General features: G+C 47.2%; 23 protein-coding genes. 15 read left to right on the top strand and 8 right to left on the bottom strand.

The window, feature by feature from the left end:
* Window positions 1-89 precede the first annotated feature (89 nt).
* A complete protein-coding gene (locus WBJ53_RS05105; protein ID WP_338874981.1) occupies window positions 90-791 on the bottom strand; it encodes a head GIN domain-containing protein in 702 nt (233 codons plus the stop codon).
* A 277-nt stretch (window positions 792-1,068) separates the two neighbouring features.
* Between WBJ53_RS05105 and WBJ53_RS05100 the strand changes: the two genes are divergently transcribed.
* From WBJ53_RS05100 to raiA, 10 genes are all read left to right on the top strand, one after another.
* Window positions 1,069-1,755, top strand: a complete 687-nt coding sequence (locus WBJ53_RS05100) for an ABC transporter ATP-binding protein (RefSeq protein ID WP_338874980.1) — start codon at window positions 1,069-1,071, stop codon at window positions 1,753-1,755.
* A 320-nt stretch (window positions 1,756-2,075) separates the two neighbouring features.
* The gene (locus WBJ53_RS05095) at window positions 2,076-2,675 is read left to right on the top strand and encodes a hypothetical protein (protein ID WP_338874979.1); all 600 of its coding nucleotides are present in this window, start codon (window positions 2,076-2,078) and stop codon (window positions 2,673-2,675) included.
* A gap of 160 nt (window positions 2,676-2,835) precedes the next feature.
* Window positions 2,836-3,534: a DUF1361 domain-containing protein gene (locus tag WBJ53_RS05090; RefSeq protein ID WP_338874978.1), complete on the top strand. Its 699-nt coding sequence runs from the start codon at window positions 2,836-2,838 to the stop codon at window positions 3,532-3,534.
* 17 nt (window positions 3,535-3,551) lie between these two features.
* A complete protein-coding gene (locus tag WBJ53_RS05085) occupies window positions 3,552-4,049 on the top strand; it encodes a hypothetical protein (RefSeq protein WP_338874977.1) in 498 nt (165 codons plus the stop codon).
* Window positions 4,050-4,133: 84 nt separating this feature from the next.
* Window positions 4,134-4,499, top strand: coding sequence for a diacylglycerol kinase family protein (locus WBJ53_RS05080; RefSeq protein WP_338874976.1), 366 nt, complete (start codon window positions 4,134-4,136; stop codon window positions 4,497-4,499).
* A 75-nt stretch (window positions 4,500-4,574) separates the two neighbouring features.
* Complete coding sequence (locus WBJ53_RS05075; protein WP_338874975.1) at window positions 4,575-5,222, top strand: hypothetical protein; 648 nt, start codon at window positions 4,575-4,577, stop codon at window positions 5,220-5,222.
* A complete protein-coding gene (locus WBJ53_RS05070; RefSeq protein WP_338874974.1) occupies window positions 5,219-5,515 on the top strand; it encodes a transcriptional regulator in 297 nt (98 codons plus the stop codon). The genes WBJ53_RS05075 and WBJ53_RS05070 overlap by 4 nt, the downstream gene beginning before the upstream one ends.
* A 50-nt stretch (window positions 5,516-5,565) precedes the next feature.
* A complete protein-coding gene (locus WBJ53_RS05065; protein ID WP_338874973.1) occupies window positions 5,566-6,435 on the top strand; it encodes a glycosyltransferase family 2 protein in 870 nt (289 codons plus the stop codon).
* Between the two features lie 64 nt (window positions 6,436-6,499).
* Entirely contained in the window at window positions 6,500-7,861 is a 1,362-nt protein-coding gene (locus WBJ53_RS05060) for a cytochrome P450 (protein ID WP_338874972.1), read from the top strand.
* A 215-nt stretch (window positions 7,862-8,076) separates the two neighbouring features.
* Window positions 8,077-8,454 carry a ribosome-associated translation inhibitor RaiA gene (raiA, locus tag WBJ53_RS05055; protein ID WP_338874971.1) on the top strand — a complete coding sequence of 126 codons (378 nt, stop codon included), beginning with the start codon at window positions 8,077-8,079 and terminating at the stop codon, window positions 8,452-8,454.
* Between the two features lie 69 nt (window positions 8,455-8,523).
* Here raiA and metK read toward each other — a convergent pair whose 3' ends face one another.
* From metK to WBJ53_RS05030, 5 genes are all read right to left on the bottom strand, one after another.
* The gene (metK, locus tag WBJ53_RS05050; RefSeq protein ID WP_338874970.1) at window positions 8,524-9,801 is read right to left on the bottom strand and encodes a methionine adenosyltransferase; all 1,278 of its coding nucleotides are present in this window, start codon (window positions 9,799-9,801) and stop codon (window positions 8,524-8,526) included.
* Between the two features lie 316 nt (window positions 9,802-10,117).
* Window positions 10,118-10,315 (bottom strand): hypothetical protein, encoded by a 198-nt coding sequence (locus WBJ53_RS05045; RefSeq protein ID WP_338874969.1) that lies wholly within the window; start codon window positions 10,313-10,315, stop codon window positions 10,118-10,120.
* A 123-nt stretch (window positions 10,316-10,438) separates the two neighbouring features.
* Window positions 10,439-11,593: a lycopene cyclase family protein gene (locus WBJ53_RS05040; RefSeq protein WP_338874968.1), complete on the bottom strand. Its 1,155-nt coding sequence runs from the start codon at window positions 11,591-11,593 to the stop codon at window positions 10,439-10,441.
* Window positions 11,594-11,683: 90 nt separating this feature from the next.
* Window positions 11,684-12,577 carry a lipoyl synthase gene (gene lipA, locus WBJ53_RS05035; protein WP_338874967.1) on the bottom strand — a complete coding sequence of 298 codons (894 nt, stop codon included), beginning with the start codon at window positions 12,575-12,577 and terminating at the stop codon, window positions 11,684-11,686.
* 112 nt (window positions 12,578-12,689) lie between these two features.
* A complete protein-coding gene (locus WBJ53_RS05030; protein ID WP_338874966.1) occupies window positions 12,690-13,475 on the bottom strand; it encodes a hypothetical protein in 786 nt (261 codons plus the stop codon).
* 199 nt (window positions 13,476-13,674) lie between these two features.
* Here WBJ53_RS05030 and WBJ53_RS05025 point away from each other — a divergent pair, with 199 nt between their 5' ends.
* A complete protein-coding gene (locus WBJ53_RS05025) occupies window positions 13,675-14,103 on the top strand; it encodes an OsmC family protein (protein ID WP_338874965.1) in 429 nt (142 codons plus the stop codon).
* A gap of 101 nt (window positions 14,104-14,204) precedes the next feature.
* On the opposite strand, the gene WBJ53_RS05020 is transcribed toward WBJ53_RS05025, so the two are convergent.
* Window positions 14,205-15,554, bottom strand: a complete 1,350-nt coding sequence (locus WBJ53_RS05020) for an FAD-dependent oxidoreductase (RefSeq protein ID WP_338874964.1) — start codon at window positions 15,552-15,554, stop codon at window positions 14,205-14,207.
* A gap of 147 nt (window positions 15,555-15,701) precedes the next feature.
* The gene (locus WBJ53_RS05015; protein WP_338874963.1) at window positions 15,702-16,520 is read right to left on the bottom strand and encodes a hypothetical protein; all 819 of its coding nucleotides are present in this window, start codon (window positions 16,518-16,520) and stop codon (window positions 15,702-15,704) included.
* Between the two features lie 560 nt (window positions 16,521-17,080).
* On the opposite strand from WBJ53_RS05015, the gene WBJ53_RS05010 reads away from it, so the two are divergent.
* The 4 genes from WBJ53_RS05010 (at window position 17,081) to WBJ53_RS04995 (ending at window position 23,939) form a co-directional block, all read left to right on the top strand.
* A complete protein-coding gene (locus tag WBJ53_RS05010; protein WP_338874962.1) occupies window positions 17,081-17,884 on the top strand; it encodes a FecR family protein in 804 nt (267 codons plus the stop codon).
* 71 nt (window positions 17,885-17,955) lie between these two features.
* The gene (locus WBJ53_RS05005; RefSeq protein WP_338874961.1) at window positions 17,956-21,075 is read left to right on the top strand and encodes a TonB-dependent receptor; all 3,120 of its coding nucleotides are present in this window, start codon (window positions 17,956-17,958) and stop codon (window positions 21,073-21,075) included.
* A 51-nt stretch (window positions 21,076-21,126) separates the two neighbouring features.
* Window positions 21,127-22,824, top strand: coding sequence for a RagB/SusD family nutrient uptake outer membrane protein (locus tag WBJ53_RS05000; RefSeq protein ID WP_338874960.1), 1,698 nt, complete (start codon window positions 21,127-21,129; stop codon window positions 22,822-22,824).
* 182 nt (window positions 22,825-23,006) lie between these two features.
* On the top strand, window positions 23,007-23,939 hold the full coding sequence (locus tag WBJ53_RS04995) for a sugar phosphate isomerase/epimerase (protein ID WP_338874958.1): 933 nt from the start codon (window positions 23,007-23,009) through the stop codon (window positions 23,937-23,939).
* Window positions 23,940-23,957: the final 18 nt, after the last annotated feature.

Raw genomic sequence — 23,957 nt, 5'->3', positions numbered from 1 at the left:
CAAACGGACGCAGAAATACCTACTCGCCGGTACAATCAATAAACAAAATTAATCAATCGCTCTTTCAGTCGTCCACTCTTTTGTTGTTTCTAATCTTTCCGATGAATGTCTGACCCACCGGACTCGCTCTTGGCCAGCACTTTAGCCGACCCATAATAATAAATATCGGAGCCTCCCGAAGCTTTCATGCTTAATTCCCGGCTGGCATTGACATATACATCGGACCCGCCCGACGAATGCGCATTACAAACTTCAACGGTCAGTTTACGCGCATCGAGGTCGGCTCCGCCCGAACCGTTGGCATTAAGTTTATGGGCCGATCCCTGCAAAACAATATCGGCTCCGCCCGAAGCCGAAGCATTGAGTTCATCGGCTTTTAGCTCTAGTTTCACATCCGAACCACCCGAGGCATTAAGGGTCAGATCGCTGAACGACAAACGGTTCTGCCCAAACACATCGGCCCCACCCGACGCATGAAGTTCGGTAAGCTGTTTAAAAGTCAGATAGGCTTTCACATAGCGGTTCTTGCCAAAGTTCCAGTTTGCAATGCCTCTACGGTCGACATAAAGTTTAAGAACTCCGTTTTTCACCTCCGATACAACCTCGTCTTCGTCGAAACCTTTGGCTTCGATGGTCAGTTTTTCGGAACTACCCTGAGTCAGATATACATCAATACCACTGCTTACACTAAGCCCTTTAAAACCAGCAATAGAGCGGTCTTTTTTCCAATCGTCGCTGGCCGTATTTATACCAGCAGTAACTACCATAAGTGCCAATATAGTTGCTTTCATACCTTAAGAATAGCGTTCGTTTTATTGAAGATGCGATAAAACTACAGTATGTTGCATGAATGATCGAAAATTCTGTCCGGTTTTAGTAGTGTGGCTGTCCGTTAGCGGACGAAAAAGAGGCTCAAACCGCCGTAATCACCTAAAAATTAAATCATTACAAAACTGGCACGACACTTGAACCAATAAAATTGTTACCCAAAAAGAAAACACTGTTAAGATTCATATACGCCCTAAGCGAGAAAAGGCCTTAACCAAAATAGTTCAACGATAATTACATATGATTCAGCTCAATAACGTTTCTAAATACTACCCAGCCGGTTTTGGTCGTATTTATGTATTGCGCAACATCTCGCTCGATATTGCAAAGGGTGAATTTGTGTCGATCATGGGACCGTCGGGTTCGGGAAAATCTACACTGCTACACATTCTTGGTTTGCTCGAAGAACCGTCGGAAGGCGAATACCTCTTTGAAGATCAACCTGTTCAGAAACTCTCCGAAAAACGGCGTACAGAACTACACCGTACGCAGATTGGCTTTGTGTTTCAGGCTTACCACCTTATTGATGAACTGACAGTTTACGAAAACATCGAAACGCCATTACTTTATAAAGGATTGAGCGGATCGGAACGTAAAAGCCGCGTTGCCGAACTGCTCGACCGCTTCAATATTGTAGCGAAGAAAGATTTGTTTCCTGCTCAGTTATCGGGCGGGCAACAACAATTGGTGGGTATTGCTCGGGCACTCGCGGCTGAGCCGTCGGTAATTTTTGCCGATGAGCCAACAGGTAATCTACACTCCGATCAGGCACGCGATATTATGGAAATTTTCAGCGAACTGAACAAGAAAGACGGCGTTACAATTGTGCAGGTAACTCACTCCGAAGCCAATGCTGCTTACGGCACCCGAATTTTACGGCTGAAAGATGGCTGGCTCGAAACCGAAGCAGTAAAAGAAACTCACTAAGCTAAAACCCGTATCTACTACAATACAGGCTTTATTCCGTAAGCAATAAAACTTACTACGGAATAAAGCCTGTATTGCAATAGGACTATTCGACCATTTATCTTCACTAAATACATAATCACCTGATTTTTAACTACTTATTAACGTAAAACTTATCCCATTATAATCTCATACGGCCAAATTTGCATCACTCAACAACATATTATCAATCAGGCGAATGAAACACAGTTACTGGAACAGCGGTCAGAGTATTCATATTACAGAGGAGGCTGGCTACTGAGTTCTATTCTTTTTTTGTTTCACTATCACGTCTTATTGTTATGAAAGTTATAGTACTGGCAGCGCTTGCTGCACTGCCCTTTTCGACTCAGGCTCAACAAACTAATCCTTTTGCTCCATTTCCAGAAAACGGTATTTACCTATCGGCTGCCGATTTCGCGAAACATCAATTAACCGATAGTTTCAATGATGGCCAGGCTGGGTACCGGCTCCATCAGGAAACCTTCGAGCGGGCCATAAAAGTTGATCAGCCGAATGCCCCCGAAGAAAAAATTCCACTATCAGACTTGTGGGGCGAACGTAAACAAGGTGTTGATTACCGGATTTTTGATGGCGATCAGTATAAAGTAGAACATAGCGACCGCGTTTATATCTATAGTAAGCCAACAAATATCTGGATTTCGGGCGGTGGCAATACTTATTCGCCGGTTCAGTATTATTTCAGCCGGAAGGCCGATTCGCCGGTTCATCTGATCACAAGCAATAACCTAAAGGATATTTTCTACGATCAGCCCGAAAAATTTGCTGCTTTTGAGAAAATCGATGATTCGTATGCAAAACCAGCCGAGCAGGCACGCAAACTGCTTCAACTGTTTTATACGACCGATAATAGTCATCAGGCTGTTTCGGCTGCCGAATAAGAGCTAAGCGAAATACAATCTGCATAAGAAAAGCCAGTTTAAACGACTGGCTTTTCTTATGCATAACTAACCAAACGTCTTCACTCAAAAAAAGCAGCCATAATATACTTGACAGGAAGCCATTATTTTTATTTACTTTGCAAAACAAAGTACTTTTAATATGCAAAATTTGATCTATTTTTCTCCTGATCGCCCTCTGGGTCAAACGGCACCTCCACAAAGCAGTAAGGGGCTAAGAGCCTTAGCAGCCCTCACAACAGCCGGCATGTGTCTGGTAACAGCACGGGGCTTACTAACCGGTAACTGGTGGTTCTTCATCATGCTTACCTGGAACCTCTTTCTGGCTTTTTTTCCGCTGGGCGTGGTTCTGATCCTTCGCGATCTCCGATCGGCAGGTTTTCGTAATAGCTGGCTTCTGGGAATAGGTTTAACTATCTGGCTGGCCTTTTTACCTAATGCGCCTTATATTATTACCGACCTATATCACATTAAGAACATCGATTTTCCTTTACTATGGTTCGACACCATGACCTTGTTTCTGTTTGCCTTGACCGGATTACTGGCTGGTTTATACTCCACCTTGGTTGTCCATCGAATGATGCTGCCACTAACGGGCACAGGTTTAACCTGGCTCATTTTGCTGGGCAGCCAACTCTTGTCGGGATTTGGGATTTATCTGGGTCGTTTTGGCCGTTGGAATAGCTGGGATGTGCTGGCTCAGCCACTGGCTCTGGTGGAGGCCATTACGGCAGCTGCTCAAAATCACCTGAGCCTGAAACTGACCCTGGCCTATGGCTTCGTTCTGATCGTGCTCTACGCAGCATTCTGGTGGTATGTCGATTCTGAAAAGAACCGGTAAACCAAACATACATACTCATGAACTCCTGGCATCTGTTATTTCTCGCACTGGCTTCATTATGGGGTTGTCAACCAGCAGCGAATAAGGAAATTTCGCTTGGCCAACCCATTCGACACGACGATTTTATCTATTCGGCCGAGCAGGTAGTTGTTTACGATAGCCTTGGCGCTCTGAAACCTGAAGGAAAATTCTGGATCATTACCTTCCGGGTCGACAATGAAGCCAAACGAGTTGAACATCACTGGGACAATAATACGGCTTTCATTGTCGACTATAAGGGTAACGTTTACGAAAATAGCCTTACCGCTCAGCAACAGCTAGATAATTTACATCCATTTGGATGGAAAGCTCACTACACAACGCTGGCGGGGCGTATCGACTCAACGCAACTGGTATTCGACCTGCCCCGGTCTGTTAAACAACCTTATCTGAAAGTCCGTGGCGACCTGCTAATGGGCGATGTGTTCGACGGGCGTCAATTTGAGCATACTAAAGTAAAACTATTTTCACCCTAGGTCGTTGGTGAATTCGACAAAAAACACCAGGAGAAAGTAGAACTAGCTGTCTCGATTAAACAACTTCAATGGTATGTTTGCTCCATGATCAACTTTCGTAAGGTTTGGCGTAGCTTCGGATTTGCAGGGCAAGGTATAATCGACTTATTTCGGTATGAAAACAACGCCAGAGTCCATTTATTAATCGCGATTGTGGTTATGTTGGCAGGTTTTCTTCTGGATCTTAGTCGCGTCGAGTGGTCTATTATTCTGATTCAGATTGGCCTGGTTTGGGCAGCCGAAGCATTCAATACGGCCATTGAAAAGCTTTGTGACTTTGTTTCGCCGGGTTTGCATCCGCAAATCAAAGCCATCAAAGATCTGTCGTCGGGTGCTGTATTGATCATGGCCATTACGGCAGTACTAGTTGGCCTGATTATTCTCGGTGGCAAGTTGCTGGCAATACTTTAAGCGAATCGTTATGCCAATTTTTGTTTATTCTCACTTAATATAACACGAAACACCACGAACCCTAATTTCTTTCTCATGCACGAATCGCGCGAACATCTACAGACGCTGACGGAAATCCGCAGCATGATGGAACGCTCCTCCAAATTTCTGTCGTTGAGCGGTCTGTCGGGCGTATCGGCGGGTGTTATTGCACTTGCCGGAGCTGCGGTTGTGTATATGCGACTTCAGACTGATGTATTTAAGGCACTAAGCTATCAGCGACTCGAACTATACGATGATGCCGCTCATCAGGCCATTCGGGAATTTTTAGTTACAGTAGCTGTTGTTGTTTTAGTAGCGGCTCTGCTAAGTGGCACCTATTTTACCGTTCGAAAAGCCCGTAATCAGGGCCTTAGCGTCTGGAATAGCTCATCTCAGCGATTGCTATGGGCGCTGGCAGTACCATTGGCCACGGGAGGCATTTTTTGTCTGGGACTGCTGTATTACAATCTGATCTGGATGGCGTTTCCGGCCACATTGATTTTTTATGGGCTGGCGCTGCTCAATGGTAGCAAATACACGGTTCGCGATGTAGAGTCGCTGAGTTACTGCGAGATTGCCCTGGGTCTGCTTTCGCTGTTCTGGCCGGGTTATAATCTGCTGACATGGGCCGTTGGTTTCGGTGTGCTGCATATCGTATACGGTATGGCCATGTATTATAAATACGAACGCAATACTGCATGAAAGATCTGCTGGCTCAGTTTAATAAAGCATTTGAGAGTAAAGCGCGGCTGAATATCATGTCGATTCTGATGGTAAATGACGCCATGAGTTTCAATGCGCTTAAAGAACTGCTCGGTCTTACCGATGGTAATCTGGCCACCCACCTTCGGGCGCTGGAAGAGTCGGGCTATGTGTTGGTGCAGAAACAATTTATTGGCCGCAAACCGAATACCACCTATTCGGCTACCAACACCGGACGCCAGGCATTTACCGATCACCTTAACGCGCTGGAAGAATTCATTCGGAATATGTAGTTACAGCGCCGGACTTGTATCTTTATACCCGCCGTTCGTTATTTCACTGTATGAAAGTTACCGGGTTCAGTATTGTTCGAAATGCTCTTAAGTTCGATTACCCTATTCTTGAGGCTATTCAGTCTGTTTTGCCACTCTGTGATGAATTTGTAATAGCTGTTGGCAAGTCTGAAGACGATACACTGGCACTGATCAAAAGCATCGATTCTCCTAAAATTCGCATTATTGAAACCATATGGGACGATTCGTTGCGAGCAGGGGGGCAAGTGCTTGCCGTTGAAACCAATAAAGCGCTGGCCACTATTTTGCCCGATACTGACTGGGCTTTCTATATTCAGGGCGATGAAGTTTTGCATGAGCGATACCTGCCGGTGGTTCGGCAGGCGATGGAACGCTATATAAACCAGCCCGACGTAGAAGGCCTCCTCTTCAAGTACCTGCATTTCTACGGTTCCTATCGTTACGTGGGCGATTCTCCCCAGTGGTATCGACGCGAGATTCGGGTAATTCGCAATACGGGTAATGTTAGGGCATACCGCGATGCACAGGGCTTTCGAACAACGGATAATCAGAAACTACACGTTAAGCTGATCGATGCCTATATTTATCATTACGGCTGGGTAAAACCGCCGGAAGTACAGCAACGGAAGCTCAATGCCGTTCAACGCTTCTGGCATACCGACGACGAAATAAAGGGTCGCCCAACACTCGATCAGTTCGACTATAAGAGCATTGATGCCCTGGCGGAGTTCAAAGAAACACACCCCGCTGTTATGCAGCCACGCATACATGCCCAGCACTGGCAATTCGACTTCGACATCCGCGAGAAAAAATACTCGTTCAAAAACCGCCTGAAGATTTTTATTGAAAAACTAACCGGCTGGCGCATGGGCGAATACCGTAACTACAAATTAGTATAACCACGTCGGCATATACTTGCTGCCGTCGTTCTAACGATAGTACTCGCCAGTAACCTGTTCTCTTATGGAAGCAATGCACGCTACGATTCTGCCTATTCCGGTCCACCCTGGCTTGCCACTTGTTGGTAATTCGTTTGAGTACATACGCAATCCACTAGCCTTTATGCGCCGTTTGTTAGACACCTACGGCGAGCAGCGCATGGTTCGCATTCAGGTTGGCAACCGAACCACAACGCTCATGCTTAAGCCCGAAGAAACCAAACAGGTTATTCAGGAAAACAACCGCAATTATGGCCGGGGAAAATCGTTTGCTATTCTGCGGGAATTTCTGGGAAACGGCCTGCTAACCAGCGAGGGCGACTTCTGGCGCAGGCAACGTCGGCTGGCTCAACCGGCCTTTCATCGGCAAAAGCTGGCACTGCTGGCCGAAACCATGATCGACGAAGCCATTAGCTGGGTAAACCGACTGGAACAGAGTGCGTCAAAAGGCCCCGTCAACATCTCAACTGCCACAACCGACGTTACCTTACGAATTGTTACCCGAACACTATTTGGCAGTAGTCTGGCCGATGAACTCGACGATCTGTCGAAGGCGCTGGCAAATCTCAACCACGTTGCCAACAATGCCGTTATCAATCCCATTCGCCTTCCGAAATGGGTACCCACACCCGACAACCGGGCTTTCAACAAAGCAACTGCCCAGGTTAATAACCTGATTTTCGGAATAATTGAATCCCGACGCCAAACCGACCAGCACCGCGACGATCTGCTGGATATGCTGCTACATGCCATAGATGAAGAAACGGGCGAAAGAATGTCGGATGAACAGCTTCGCGACGAGATGGTGACACTCTTTACGGCAGGACACGAAACTACGGCGACCTCAATGGCCTGGACACTCCATTTGCTGGCTCAGCATCCTGAAGTTCTGGCCCGGATCAAAGCCGAAATCCAGGCAACACTTGGTCAGCGCAAACGCCCATCTGCCGACGATTTACGAGCTATGCCGTATTTGTCGCGGGTCGTCAACGAATCGCTACGGCTCTACCCACCGGCCTGGATTATGAGCCGCCTGTCGCTGGGCCCCGACCAGTTTGGCAACTATCGGCTGGAAGCCAACAGCGGTGTATTAATAAGTCCCTATGTGCTGCATCACGATCCGGTCAGTTGGCCAAACCCCGACCGGTTCGATCCTGACCGATTCGCACCCGATAAGGCTCGCGAACGTCATGCCTATGCTTTTCTGCCCTTTGGTGGTGGCCCGCGCCTGTGCATAGGTAATCAGTTTGCGCTCATGGAAATGCAGGCCCTACTGACGGTGTTATTAAATCGGTTTGACCTTAAACCAGTACCCGATCTACAGATCACTACCCAACCCCTGATTACGCTTCGACCTCGTCAGTCAATCAAAATTTACCTACAGTAGTATTTTGAAATTATATTTTATAAAGAACTTTTGTTAAGTACTGTTCCACGTACAGATGTAAACAGCTCGTTACGAAGCCTTATATTAACTCAGTATTACTCCAGCGTGAAACACAATTGTATCTTTCCCATCCGGGCTTGACATTGTGGCTAAGATACCCAAACTTAGATAGTCCATTGATGTTCCTATTTCAGTTCACTTTTAAAAGCGACACAATGAGACTACAAATTCATGCCGTACGCTTTACGGCCGATCAGACCCTGTTAGATTTTATCCAGGCGAAACTGAACAAATTAGACACCTTCCATGATCGAATTATTGGCGCGGAGGTGTTCCTTAAGTTAGACGGTGCAGACTCTAACAAAATCAAGGAAAAAGTCGTGGAAGTTCGACTGACGGTTCCGGGCAAGGAGCTGTTCGTGAAAGACCACGATAAAAGCTTTGAGAGCGCAACCGACAAAGTTCTTGAGGTATTAAAAGACAAACTCGTCCGTTGCAAACAGAAACGAAACGATATATTCAGTCCGGCTATAACCGAAGCTAAATCCAGAATGGAAGCCGAAGAGGAGGTTTTCGAACCCGATGAGTTATAAAACCAATACTTACTAAAAACAAAAATAGCCACCTGTTCGGGTGGCTTTTTTGTTATAGATTCAAATCGATTATAGACCAAATACGGCTTTAACCTGATCAACGAAATCGAGTTTTTCCCAGGTAAACAGTTCAACTTCCACCTCTTTAGAATGGCCGTTCGACCCGAACGTTTTCTTCACAATCTCGTTCTTACGGCCCATGTGTCCATAAGCTGCCGTTTCGAAATAGATCGGATTCCGAAGTTTCAGGCGCTGTTCGATGGCATAGGGGCGCATATCGAAAATTTGTCCTACTTTCTCAGCAATTTCGCCATCGTGCATATCAACCTTGGCCGTACCATACGTATTGACATACAATCCACAAGGCTGGGCAACTCCAATTGCATACGAAACCTGCACCAGTACCTGATCGCAAAGACCGGCAGCAACCAGGTTTTTGGCAATATGACGGGTTGCATAAGCCGCCGAACGGTCAACTTTCGAGGGATCTTTACCCGAGAAAGCTCCTCCCCCATGGGCACCTTTGCCGCCATAAGTATCCACAATAATTTTCCGGCCTGTTAGCCCCGTATCGCCATGTGGCCCACCAATCACAAACTTACCCGTTGGGTTAATGTAATAGGTAATATCATCGGTAAATAAGTGGTGCAATTCTGTTTTCTGAGCCGCTTTTACCCGAGGAATGACGATGTTAATAATATCGTGTTTGATTTTACTCAACATAGTTTCGTCATCCGCAAATTCGTCGTGCTGGGTCGATACGACAATGGTATCGATGCGAATTGGCTGATGGTCGTCAGAATACTCGATTGTTACCTGCGATTTGGCATCTGGGCGCAGGTAGGGCATCAGATGAAGCTCGTGGTTCCGAATAAACGACATTTCGCGCAGGATGGCATGAGCCAGATCCAGCGGCAAAGGCATAAAGTTGTCGGTTTCGTTAGTTGCATAACCGAACATCATGCCCTGATCGCCCGCGCCCTGCGCATTGGCATGACTCTCGAAATCTTCATGTTCTACCTTCCGGTCAACACCCTGGTTAATATCGGCCGACTGGTCGTGCAACGCCGAGAAAATACCACAGGAGTTAGCTTCGAACATATATTCGCTTTTGGTATAACCAATCTTGCGGATAACATCCCGCGTGATTCGTTGAACGTCTAAGTACGTATCTGTTTTTATTTCGCCCGCCAATACTACCTGACCGGTTGTAACCAGTGTTTCGCAGGCTACTTTACTGGACGGATCAAATGCGAGGAAATTATCGATGAGCGCGTCGGAGATTTGGTCAGCGACTTTATCTGGGTGACCCTCAGAAACAGATTCGGAAGTGAAAAGATACGGCATTACTGCTCCCTATTGCTTGGTTATGATTTTGCAAATCTACAAGATATTTAGCAAGGGGCAACAATCAAAGTCAACGGTCTGTCAATATAAAGTACAATTCAGCAGTGGCGAATTATCTATCGGGAAGTTGGGCTTAAGGCTAATAACGAGCTATTTGAATTCGTTGTAGCAAACGGCAGCCCTCTGTGGAATCCAAGAAAAATGGGATACTTTCTTAGCTATCTTACTAGTGTTATGATGCTTAGCCTTTACTTGTCAAAGCTATAGCTATTCAGACTACCGGAACAGACGGCTCAGCCGCTTTGCGAATAAGCTGTTATCGGGAAGAAAGCAGTCGTTTACGTTCAGCCGTAACTCCGCTATAATAGTTCGGCTGATTTAGCTTGGTTGTACCTTTTGAATCCTGACGATCGCGCAGTAGGTATCCAAACAGAAATCCACCACTAACGGCTAGCAGGAGGGTTATCAACCAAACTACCAGATAGAACGTATACGGTTGTACATAGAGATTCACGAGCTTACAGATATGAGTTAGAGTAATACCCTGCCGTGTATAACTGCTCAGGCAGCGCTTTTTGGTTTAATGCCCGTTAGGACGGTTTACCTGCCTGAGGGTAACGCAAATTTCTGGATTTTCTCAACCAAACATTCGTCGGCGCATCACATCGAAAAAAGCGGAGGTAAAAGGCCGCCAGGGCATCGTGGCGAATACGCGTATCTCGTCCATAAAACGGGTTTCTTCATCGAGAAACCGAAAAATGCGTTCGGGTCGATTATCGGCATAAAACCGGGTAAACAAATCGTCGGCCGGATGGCGATGCTGTTCCAGTACGTTCAGCAGAATGCTGTCGTACAGTTTAAATCGGTTGGCAAACCAGGATGTCTTCCGATTGGGTTTACCCGTTTGGGCCAGAGCATCAACTATAGTACGCAAATAGCGTTGGGTACGCTGAAAGGTGTAGCCGGTAGATGGTTTCGTATGGCCCCCTGCGGTCCCAATCCGAACAATGTGTTCAGAGGGGTTTTCTTCCGTCGGTTCATCGCTCATCGGAATTACGCCCGTTTCAACTTCACAGATTTCGTAAGCCCCCGTATCCAAAAACTGATCGATGTATTGTTGAAGTGCGGCTTCATAATCAGTATCAGCTAGCAGATAGTCATTAAAGAGCGTAAATTCAACCAGAGCCGTTTTGGCATCAAAGGGCATCACATAAACAAAACGGCAGTCGCCCTGCTGTGCCACTCTGAAATCCATCAGTTCGGGCAATGTTGGATCAAAACAGTCTTTTTCAGTTTTGATGACCCAGCCTCTGAAATGTTGCAGCAGGTTGTGATTCTCGGGTTGATTTAGTTTGAGCAAAAATGTGCTGTCGAACACATAATCGGCAATATAAGGCTCATCGTCGGCAATCACGAATCCGCCCTGAGGGGTTTCTTTGATCCGGTTTATGGTAGCCTGCCGTTGCTCAATGTTAGGCCATTTGTTTAGTTCATGCTGAATAAACTCATAGAAATCGATTCCCCGCAACATTTTATACTGATAGCTCCCTAAATCCAGGGCACCAGTATGCGTGGTTCCGTGGAAACTTACCCGATTCCATTTGCGAAACAGGATGGATTCAAAGGCACCTTCTCCTTTTTCCCAAAAACACCATGTACGGTCGTTGCGGTCTTTAACATCTTTGTCCAGAATCAGTATTGAGCGATCGCGTAATGGAGACTGAGTCAGGTAATAGGCCAAACTCAACCCCGCCATGCCACCGCCCGCGATGATGAAGTCATATTTTCTCATGCAGTAAATAAAAAGTCCGGGCGGCTCGTCCGGACTTTATTACTAATAATATTGGGTACGTCTAATTGTTTGAAAATATACGCACAAACTTTATACGTTGACGTGCTTTTCGGCATGGTAACTTGAACGCACCAACGGGCCAGATTCTACATATTTCAGACCCCGTTTCAGCCCTTCTTCCTTATACATAGCAAACGTTTCGGGATGAATCCACTCGATAACTTCGTGATGCATCCTGGTTGGCTGAAGATACTGGCCAAGCGTCAATACATCAAGGCCATTTTCGGCCAGATCGTCCATTGCCTTGAATACTTCGTCGTGCGTTTCGCCCAAACCCAGCATAATACCCGACTTGGTTCGCTGTCCATATTCTTTAGTCCGTCGGATTTGCTCCAGACTCCGTTCGTAGCGGGCCTGTGGACGAACCCGCCGATACAGCCGTTCAACGGTTTCCATATTATGCGAAACCACTTCCTGCCCAGCCGAAATCATTCGTTCGAGTGCTTCCCAGTTTCCTTTTGTATCAGGAATCAGCGTTTCGATGGTTGTAGCTGGCGAGGCTTCTTTGATAAGCCGTACCGTTTGGTACCAGATTTCGGCACCCCGATCCTTCAGTTCATCACGATTGACGGATGTAATTACAGCGTGTTTTACTTTCATCAATACGATGGCTTCGGCTACGCGCCGGGGCTCATCGGTGTCGTATTCATTCGGGCGCCCCGTTGCTACGGCACAAAACGTACAGCTCCGGGTGCATATATTTCCGAGAATCATAAATGTGGCCGTACCTGCTCCCCAGCATTCGCCCATGTTTGGGCAGTTGCCACTTTCGCAGATCGTGTGCAATTTATGTTCGTCTACCAACTTACGAACCTTCGCATATTCTGGCCCGATGGGCAGTTTAACACGCAGCCAGTCGGGGCGTTTTGTACCGGCAGTTCGGTTCCGTTGTTGTTCGGAGGGTATTACGGGTAGTTCAATCATGGCTCCTCAATCCTTTCCAGCAAAATTCGTTTTTTGTGCGGAAAGTTCAGCAAAACAGACGAAAGGAGAACGGCCAAAAAGAGTGTTAAGGCCGACCCGCCTTAGTTACTGTTCATTTTTTACTGCCAAAAAACAGGGTTACATAACCCGACGTGAAGAAACTGCGGTTACCGTCTTCGCGGGAGCCATTGGGCCCTGGGTTTGGAATAATCACAATCTTATTTGGGAATACTTCGGCCAGAAAACCGATTTCGATACCGGTTGTATTGTTGCGAAAGGTGCTTAGCTCAAAGCTTAGGGCGGCTTTGACATTCAGGCCCACCGTTAGTTTCGAATCGCCAAGGCCCTGAAAAAAACCACCAGAGCCTATAGGAGCGCCCTGCAAACCACCACTACCCTGCGTTAGTGAACTGTAGGGTACGGAGCGCGTCTGGTTGCCCTCCTGAATTTTCACATAATAGGGTTTTATGATTCCCAGCGTAGGACCGGCCGCAAAAATACCACTTACAGCAATGCCTTCGTCGCCACTCCGTTCAAACAGTTTTATTTCACGACCATACTGACCTCGCAGAGCAAACAGGTAATTTTCTTTTCCATATATATAGCGCGAACTGGCAAAATTGCTGGTCGTCTGAATTTCTTTAGGATGCTTTACATTAACGATTTCAACGCTCAGATAACGATACTGTGGTAAGCCAAAAAAATCGCCAGACAATAGCTTAGCCTGTCGGAATGACAATCCGCCCAATACACCCGAATTGGTATTCGACGTAATGCCAAAGGTCGTAATGCTCCGATACGTTTCGTCTTCCGAATCCGTATTCTGCGCCCAGGCATTACCCGTAAATAACAACCAGCCCATCAGGGTAGCTGTTGTCCATTTGTATATCGTCCGCATTTTGTAAAACTCTTTACTAAAACTACACAATTTTCATCAAATCCCGTCAAATTACCAGCTCGTATTAGCCTAACCAACTGATATTTTTTATGTTTAGGCAAATTAGGTAGCTGAAAACTAAAAACGGAATTTATAAGTAGTAACGTTGGTAAGACGAACAAATTCCTGTTTTACCTGGCTACAATATACGTATTATTTTATGGCAACGATTCACATTGACTATCTCGGTGATTTACGCACCGACTGCACCCATTTGCAATCTGGCACGCATATCAATACCGATGCCCCTACCGATAATCAGGGACGCGGTGAAGCGTTCTCCCCAACCGATTTGGTTGCCAATGCCCTGGGCACCTGTATTATAACTACGATGGCCATTTTTGCCCGGCGCGATGGTATTGATCTGAAAGGAAGCGAACTCGATGTAACGAAAGTTATGACGAGCCAGCCTCCCCGGCGCATCGCCCGCATCGAGGTAGATCTGACAATTCGTGTAGAAACCCTGCCCGACGAAGCAACCCGCGTCCGGCTGGAAAAAATTGCGCATACCTGCCCAGTCGCCATTAGTCTCCGTCCCGACCTGGAACAGGCCATTACAATTCGTTGGGAAGAAGTTGTAAGTGCTTAATCTTTAATGGAGTGGATGAACGAATCATCCACTCCATTAAAGATTTTACCAACCGTTTACCCTCTTTCTAAAAGAAATAAATAACACCTGTCTGGCTGCCATCAACCCTTAAACAAATTAAACAACCCTTTTTTTGCTCGCGTACGTATGGTTTGTCCCGACTGAGTCGCGTTAAAAACGCCTATAATAGCTGTTTCATATTGTCGAAAAAATTCAGGATCGAAATTGGCTTCCGGCAAATGTTCCAGTACATATTGGATCGATCGTTGTTGAGTGATCCAGCGTTGCCAAACCTCCTGCCGCTGCCGAATGCCCAGCGCGTTCATTCCCACAACAGCTCCATTATCCCGACGATAATTGATTCGGAATGCTATTTTTCCGTTCTCATGCTCCCAATATAGGGTCTGCTCGGAGTTGGGCAACTGGCTAGCCACGTCGCCATAGACCTGATACTCAATATCGAAGAATTTGGCCGAATTAAAAAAAATACCCGGATTATAGGCCGTTCTGACTCCGGCAATTGTACAGGCTACGGTTTCGCCCATCATTCGACCAGTATACCAGATTTGCTCCAGCGGTTTCCGCCGGGTTCCGTTCGGATTCTGGGGCGGTTGCCGATGCTGCACACAGTCGCCAATAGCATATACATCGGGGAGGCTGGTCTCCAGTAACTCATTTACCAGAATCCCCCGATCGGTTGCAAGCTCTGTATTTTTCAGAAACTCAATGTTCGGACTCACGCCAACGGAAATACCCACAAACTGAGCAGGAATTTCGTCGCCCTTTCTGGTGATAACACTAGCCACTCGCCCGCTGCCATCGTCGCGGATTTCAGCAAGTTCGGTAGTTGTCCGAATATCGACATGGTGCAAACGAATATGACGGGTAACCAGTGCCGACTCTTCCGCAGGCAACACATTCCGCCAGAAACTTTCTTCACGAACCAGAAACGTAACGTTAATACTCCGCGACAGAAGCATTTCGCAGAGTTCAATACCAATCAGGCCACCGCCAACAACCACCGCCTGTCGAATGCCCCTGGTAGCGGCCTCCATCTGGTCGAGATCAGGCTTCCCATACAGTCCCTGAACGCCCGCCAGGTGCTGCCCCGGCCAACCGAAGAAATTAGGTTTTGAACCAACTGCCAGAATCAATACGTCGTACAATATAAGTTGGCCATCGGCACAGCGAAGTGCTTTTTGTTCGAAATCGACCGTGGCGACCTGCGCCTGCACAAGATCAATTCGGTTTTTTGACCAGAACCAGTCTTCGTAAGGCTTCGTATGCTGAAACTCCAGATGCCCCATATAGACGTACATCAACGCGGTTCGGGAAAAGAAATAATCGGTTTCAGCCGAGATAACCGTAATTCGGTCGTCGCTCTTTTTACGGAGTTCGCGGGCGGCCGTAATCCCCGAAATGCCATTTCCCAGAATAACGATATGACGCATAAAGCGAATGAGAATGCTTATGTATAGCTGTAGCCCAAAGATTGCCTGCGCACCCAATGCCACACGTAGCAAAATACGGCATTATTGGTGAGGCAGATTCGTCTGCCAGCCGACAATTAGCAAAAAGTCACTGCAAAACGCCATTCTTTACTGACGCGGCTGCTTTTCTTTCTTTTGTTTCCGCTTCTGTCGCCAGCGTTTTACATCGGCAGTCAGGTTCTCCAGAAAAAACGACGGCCCTACCGATATATAGAATCCCGTATAATTGATCTGGCTTTCGGGAATATCTTTTTTGAGAATAAACCGATAACCGACAAGCAGATTTACCCCAAACCAATGCAACGGTCGCAACCACCGAACTGCCGGAAACTGATAAGCCGATAACACACCGACTCCTAGTGGCAGAAAAACGCCCCGAGCCACTTCATGCTCTTTGGCCTGATCGTCGTTACGTTCGTAGCGCGAATGACCGTAGCCAAATTCAACAGGAGTACTTATTTCAAACGAATTCCGACGAAGCCAGTACCGCTCGTAATACAATGTGCCAATCCGCAGATGCCGGGTTACCGACTCCGACGTATTGGGCAATAGACCAGGTTGATCGAGATGTTGATTGATAAAATAAAAGCCAGCCCCAGCCTTAAAACTAGCCGTACGACCTCCCCGCAAAGCGGGTCTATCGTGCTGCTGAGGAAATAGGAAACCCGCCCGCAATCCATAAACACTGACCGGTATTCGTCGGCCATTATCGTTGCGTGTATCATGAAAGAAAAAGAAACGCTGGTCGGTCGAAGCCGTAAATGTTAATGATTTTGGGCGTTCGCTGGCTGTTCGCAGCGAATCGTTTCCCTCATCGTCATCAGCATAAACAGATCGAGCCAGAGCCGGAACGACAAAACAGCCCACTAAAAGTGCTATACCAACTAATAGGCTACTTTTTTTTACGACCTGGTATATAGTTATCATAGTGCTAATAAAACGATAACCTATAAGGTCTATGATAGTTGCTATATTCTGCTTATACGGTATCAAAATAGAAAGCGAACCGCGTTTGTCCGGAGCATTTCACCAGTAGTATCTGCCTGATTTATAACCCGTAAAGCGGGTCATCAGCGCGAAAAGGAAGTACTAAGTACTTTACTTGCCAAAGCCTTGAAAATCCATTATTGTATTTACATCAATTCAAGAATAAATCCAATTTTCAATAACCTATAATATGGCCTATTTAAGCTATTTATAGGCTTATGAATTGCTTAAGCCAAACATCATGTAATTTATAAAATTTATTAATAATTGGATCTGGGAACGTTCCCGAGAACGATTGCATAAAAAAAGTCTGATTATTTCTTCTTTATGTTAAGCTAAATTCAGACACTTACGACAGTGTGCCTATAAAAAACAGGCACTAATAATCGTAGCTTGTCTTTGAATAATCCACAAACTATTCTTTTCACACGATAATTAGTCTAGAATAAGTAGAAATCCTTATCCAAGATGCTTTGGCCTACAAAAATCAGTGTCATTCCGTGTCTCACAAGCCATATTCAGCCTACACCGTCGAGGAGTTTGCGCTCGACGATCTGTTCGTTCGCTGGGTGCAACACCCTAACGACGAAGAGGTGACGGCGTATTGGCAAAATTGGCTTTTTCACAATCCGGAATGTACTGATACGATTGAGATTGCCCGAGAATTGGTGCTGACGGCCTCAATGTCCAACAGCCCATCGTTAACAACAGATGAGGTATCATCTGTATGGGGGCGAATTCGTGAATCACTCCAGACCATGGAGGATCTCCGCCCACTGCAACCCGACGTACGAGCCGTAATAGGCTGGTGGTATTTTTTGCGAACGGTAGCAGCAATGCTGGGAGTGGTGTTACTGATTGGCTGGGCTCTCTGGATTCAGTATGGGCCCGATCAATCCATTAAAACAATTAAAACAACCGCAGGGCAACCTCGGACAATTAATTTACCGGATGGTTCAATAGTACGACTTCATGCCAATAGCCAGCTACGTTATGACCGTCGGGGTTTTACGGGTCAATTATCCGACGAAACCCCCCGGGCAGTCTGGCTGGAGGGCGAGGCCGATTTTGCGGTGCTTCATCGAAACGACACCACCTCTGCCCGCCTGTTTCGCGTACATACTCCCGACCTGACTGTTGAAGCTGTAGGAACAACCTTTCAGGTTCAGCAACGGCCAGAATGTACCCGAGTTGCGCTGACCTCAGGAAAGGTCAATTTACTACTCAACAAACAGAAGCCCATAAGGCTCAAGCCTGGCGATGCAGTGGAAGTAGCTGCCGGATCAATACAGGCCATACCCTAACTCAACTCACCGTTACTTCCGAATGCATTTTAGAGTGCCTTTTATTTCTAAACCCTTAATTCTTTAACCTGATGCACAACACTATTACTTCTCTTCCTGGGCGGAAGTACCAACGACGCCTATGGTTGCCTCTACTCGGTCTGACGGCACTAACCGTAGTGAGCCAGCCCGCCTTCAGTGCTCCACCCGTGAATCGGATTGCCAAAGAAAATCCTACGCAGGAGCTTACAATCACTGGAAAAGTGATTTCTGGCGACGATAATAACTCGTTACCAGGGGTCAGCGTGACGGTAAAAGGAACAACCCGTGGTACAACCACCAATGCCGACGGTGAGTATCGGATCAATGTACCCAACAGCCGGGCTGTGCTGGTATTTTCGGCCGTTGGGTTCACCTCTCAGGAGGTTCCCGTTGGGAGCAAAACAGTTATTGATCTCACCCTATTGACCGACACCCGTGCGCTGAACGAAGTGGTGGTTGTAGGTTATGGTTCTCAGAAAAAGAGTCAGACAACGGGTGCTATCTCATCGGTTACGCCCAAGCAAATCACGGAACAACCCATCACCAACATCGGACAAGCTATGCAGGGCCGGGTTGCCGGGGTAGACGTGGCGCAGTCAGGTAGTCGGCCAGGTTCCGTACCAACCATTCGGATTCGGGGCCGTCGTTCGTTCAATGCGGGTAACGATCCTCTTTATGTAGTTGATGGAATTCCTCTTTCGGCTGGCTATGAAGATATTAACCCGAATGACGTTGGTTCGATGGAAATCCTCAAAGATGCTACCGCAACAGCCATCTATGGTGCCAGAGGTGCCAATGGCGTGGTGCTCGTGACAACCAAACGAGGTAATCCAACAGGCAAGACAACCATTAGCTACGATAGTTATGCCGGGGTTACAGACGCTCTGGACAAAATTCACCTGTTTAGTGGTCCTGAATTTGCCGAGTTTGTCCGGGAAGCCTATCGGGCCACAGGTAACTATAAAGATGTAAACGGTAATCCCGTTCCAACGGGCGTGGCCGATGCCTATGCCGATTCGAAAGTAGCGGTATTAGGTGGCGACCCAGCCGTGGCAGCCGGTATTGCTGCCAACCGAAATACTGACTGGCAGTCACTAATTCTAAAACAGGGTTTTCAGCAGAATCACTCGCTGGGTATACAGGGCGGTAATGAAAAAACGCAGTTCTACATTTCGGCAGGCTACTTTGTGGACAAAGGAATCATGCCGGGGCTGGATTTCACGCGCTATTCGCTACGGGCCAATGTCGATCACCAGATCAATAAAGCCCTCAAAGTAGGGATTGCTTCCTATATGATGTATAGCCTGCGCAATGGTGAAAACCTGAATCCTTACAACTTTACGCTTCAGCAAAATCCACTCGGCAGACCTTATGACGACAATGGAAATCTGATTTTCTCGCCAACCAACGATGCGTTACTTACCAACCCACTCGCCGAAGTTGTACCGGGTGCTCAGGTGGAACAAACGAAGAAATACCGGATTTTCAACAGCATCTACGCGGAAGTAAAGATTATTGATGGCTTAAAATATCGGGTTAATTTCGGTCCTGACTTTACAATCAACCGCTATGGACGCTTCATTGGCTCCCTAACGAATGCCCGCAAAGGGGGTGATCCACAAGCCTCAAGCTCAAATAACTTTGGCTTCAACTATACGTTAGAGAACGTGGTCACTTATAATAAGAAGTTTGGCGACCACAATTTCGGTATTACAGGCCTGCAATCTATTCAGCGCGATAATTATGAAGCCTATGGAATCAACGTACAGGGCGTTCCGGCAGAAACACAGCAGTTTTACAACCTGGGTAATGCCAGTTCGGTATTAGGCGTAAGCAGCAACCTGATCCAATGGACAATTAACTCGTTCATGGGTCGTATCAACTATGACTACAAAGACAAATACCTGGTAACGGCGACTATCCGTCGGGATGGTTCGAGCCGGTTTGGTGAAAATACAAAATACGGTAACTTCCCCGGTATTGCTCTGGGCTGGAATATCAGCAACGAAGATTTTATGAAGGGTTCGACCTGGGTTGATCTGCTGAAATTGCGGGCCAGCCGCGGATCGGTGGGTAACCAGGGCGTAGCTCCCTACCAGACGCAGGGATTACTGGATCGCACGGTATATGCCTATGGTAACACAGCCGCTTATGGGTATCGGCCAAGCACTATTGGTAATCCCGATTTGCGCTGGGAAACCTCTACCACAACGAACATTGGGGTTGATTTCAGCCTTTGGAGAGGTCGGGTAACGGGTGCTATCGAATTGTACAAAACCCGCACAACCGATCTGCTGCTGTCCGACCTGTTGCCTACATCCATTGGTTTCAACTCAGTGACCCGGAATATTGGCGAAACGCAGAACAAAGGGGTAGAAGTCAGTATCTCTACCGTGAACGTGAATACGAAAGGTGGCTTTAAATGGACATCGGATATCGTGTTCTCTAAAAACTCAGAAGCCATTATCTCCCTATTTAATGGCCCTATTGACGATGTAGGGAACAAACGCTTTATTGGTAAGCCACTGACCGAATTCTATGACTATAAGAAAGCGGGAATCTGGCAAACCAGCGAAGCTGATGCCGCCAAGTCTTATCAAAGTGCGGTTGGCCAGATTAAAGTACAGGACACCAACGGCGATGGCAAAATTACGGCTGATGACCGCGTATTCCTGGGCTCCGATATCCCAACCTGGAGTGGTGGTATCACAAACCGGTTCAGCTATAAAGGCTTTGATTTCAACTTCTTTATCTACGCCAGGGTTGGCCAGACCATCCTGAGCGGATTCCACCAAAACAACAACGCCCTGGCCGGACGTTACGAACAAATCAAAGTCGATTACTGGACCCCTAACAACCCAACCAACGAATTCCCCCGGCCTAACTCAAGCCAGGAGTTCCCGGTCTATAACACGGCCATCATCTACTTCGATGGTTCATTTGTGAAGGTGCGGAATATCAACTTCGGTTACACATTCCCACAAAAAATCGCCCAAAAGCTCAGAATGCAATCGCTCCGTATTTTCTCCAGCATTCAGCAGCCGTTCATCTTCTCTACCTATCGGTCGAAGTATAACGGTGTCGATCCTGAAACCAGCAATGGTACGGTCAGCAACGGTGTTACGCCCGCTACACGGGTAACAACCTTCGGTTTAAATGTCAAATTCTAAACGCAGTTGTTTCGTCATTTGTGTTTATAAACATTCATAGATTTTACCAACATGAAATCAGGATTTTCACATAAATCATTCCGTGTTCTGGCACTTACGGCCCTCCTGCTGAGTGGCCAAGCCTGCAAGAATGTACTGGATGAAACTGTAATCTCGGCCATTGGCAACGATTACATCAATACACCGAAAGGGTTTGAAGATGCCAGCAAAGCGGCCTATTCGTCGCTGCGCACCTTCTACGGAACCGAGCGGGGGCTAACCATGACCGAATATGGTACGGACATCTACCGGGTTGGTGCCGACGGAAGCTACAAAGGGTTTCATTTCTATGATACCCAGATGAATAGCTTCGTCGATATTCTCCAGCAGGTCTGGGAAGAGCTATACAAAGCGATCAATACCTGTAATGCCGTGATCGAGCGCGCTCCTGCTGCTTCCGTTTCCGACGCTACTAAAAAATTACGCGTAGCAGAGATGAAGTTCCTTCGAGCTCATTACTACTTTATTCTGACCCAGCAATGGGGTGGTGTAGATCTGCGTCTGACGGAAACACTCGGGCCAACCAAGAAAACCAGCCGGGCAACGGAAGCGGAGATGTATGCTGCAATTATATCGGATCTGGAAGCGGCTATTCCTGACCTGGATAACAAAATCAGATCCTCGGACTATGGCCGGGCAACTAAAGCGGCTGCTGAACATTTGCTGGCGCGTGTGTATCTGACCAAAGCGACCTCCTCAGCAAAAGCCGCCGACGATTATTCGAAAGCCGCAACGTATGCCCAAAGCGTAATTGCAAACTATGGCTTCAAACTGTTACCCGACTTTGCGAGCGTATTTGCCCAGGGTGCCGGCGAAATCAGCGATGAAGTGATCTTTGCGGTTCAGTATACATCTGACCCACTGACTAATATCAACTCTGTCAATACCATCAATGGTGAAGGCAATAAGCTTCATTTGTATTTTGGTATGCAGTATGACGTACAGGCTGGTATGGTTCGGGATATTGTGAACGACCGCCCTTTCAAGCGGCTTCGTCCAACCGACTATCTGTTGGCCACTGTCTTTAAAGACCGTGTCAACGATTCACGTTATAAAAAGACGTTCAAGGATACCTGGCTCTGCAACAACCCTGGTACGTTCAATACGGCTTTCGACAATTCAAAATCGACCGTTACCTTTAAAACTGGCGACACCACAATTTATATTCCTGGTGTAGAATGGACGATGGCTCAACGGGCTGCCAAGCCGTATCAGGTATTGGTGCCCAGCGCTTATACAGCGGCTCTGTTCCCAACCCTGCAAAAATTTCTGGATCCGCTTCGTCCCGACAAAACCTACGAAGCAGGTAGCCGCGATTATCTGGCCTTCCGTCTGGCCGAAACCTACCTGATTCTGGCCGAAGCACAGTTCAAACTTGGCAAAACAACCGAAGCAACCGCTGCTATCAACATGGTACGTCGTCGGGCTGCATGGCCAGGGAAAGAGGCTGCCATGGAAATCACAGCCGATCAGTTGGATATGGAAATGATTATGCAGGAACGCGCCCGCGAACTGGCCGGTGAGCAAATGCGGTGGTTCGACCTCAAACGCTGGGGTAACCTGGTCGAACGGGTTAAACTCTATAATCCCGACGGCGCTGCCAACGTAAAAGAAACGCATAACCTCCGGCCAATTCCGCAAACGCAGATTGACCGGACCGAGAAAGCGGCTGATGGTAGCGCAGGTTTTGCTCAAAACCCTGGTTTCTAATTCCTAAACGATTGAAGGAATGAATAATGATAATATGTTTTCATTTATTCATTCCTTCAATCGTTATTTCAAGTAGAACATAGTCCATTTTCGCTTATTTCAGTATCTACTAAGGAAAACGATTCATCTCATCGTCAGTAATTCCGACGTTCGGTCTACGCTGATCCTTCCACTTTTCAATCATGCAGGAGACGGTAAACAGGCGGCAATTTCTTACTACAGCCGGGCTATCGACACTGGCCCTTACTACGGGCCTTGGCCGGTTAGTTGCCCAACCCGAATTCGTTAAAAAATCAGGGCTAAAAATCGCCTACTCAGCCATTACCTGGGGTGGCAACGATGCCAAAGCCATTGAAGATATTTCGGCACTCGGCTATAAAGGTATTCAGCTTCGGGCTAACACATTTGGTCCCTACAAAGCCAAGCCCTCGGAACTGAAAGCACTGCTCGACCAGCATCATCTGAAGCTGGCTATGTTTTCGAGCGGTAACGTTGATATCGATCCGGCCAAAGAACAGAGCACTATCGATACTCACGTAGCGCACGCCAGCTTCGTGAAAGCACTGGGTGGCTCGGCCATTCAGCTCACCAACTCGGCCCGTCCCAAAGATCGCCTGCCAACAACGGAGGAATTGAAACGGCTGGCCGCCGTTATGAACGAAATTGGCAAGCAAACAGCCGCTATGGGTATTCAGGCTGCTTACCATAACCACATGCACCAGCTCGGCGAAACGCCCGAAGAAGTCGATGTGATTGTACAGGCCATGAATCCGAAGTATGTGAAGCTCGAACTAGACATTGCTCACTACAAACAGGGGGGTGGCGAACCTGAAAAAGCTGTGAAGCAATACAAAGACATTCTGTATGCCCTGCACCTTAAAGACACCATGTCGCCACTGCCCGATAAACCGAACGATCCGAAAGCCTACAAATTTGTAGAGCTTGGCCGGGGAAATGTTAATGTTCCGGCGGTATTCAAAGCACTGGACGACATCAAATTTAAAGGCTGGGGCATTATCGAGCTAGATGGCGTTCCCGAAAAGGACAAAACAGCCGCTCAATGCGCCCAAATCAGCAAAGATTACATCACGAAAACGCTCAACTTTCCAATTTAAATGATTGACTTGTTGAGT

It is taken from the genome of Spirosoma sp. SC4-14 (assembly GCF_037201965.1).
In the GTDB taxonomy this organism is placed as follows: Bacteria; Bacteroidota; Bacteroidia; order Cytophagales; family Spirosomataceae; genus Spirosoma.
Note: the sequence above shows the minus strand (reverse complement) of the source record. Positions and strands in the feature narration are given on the sequence as shown.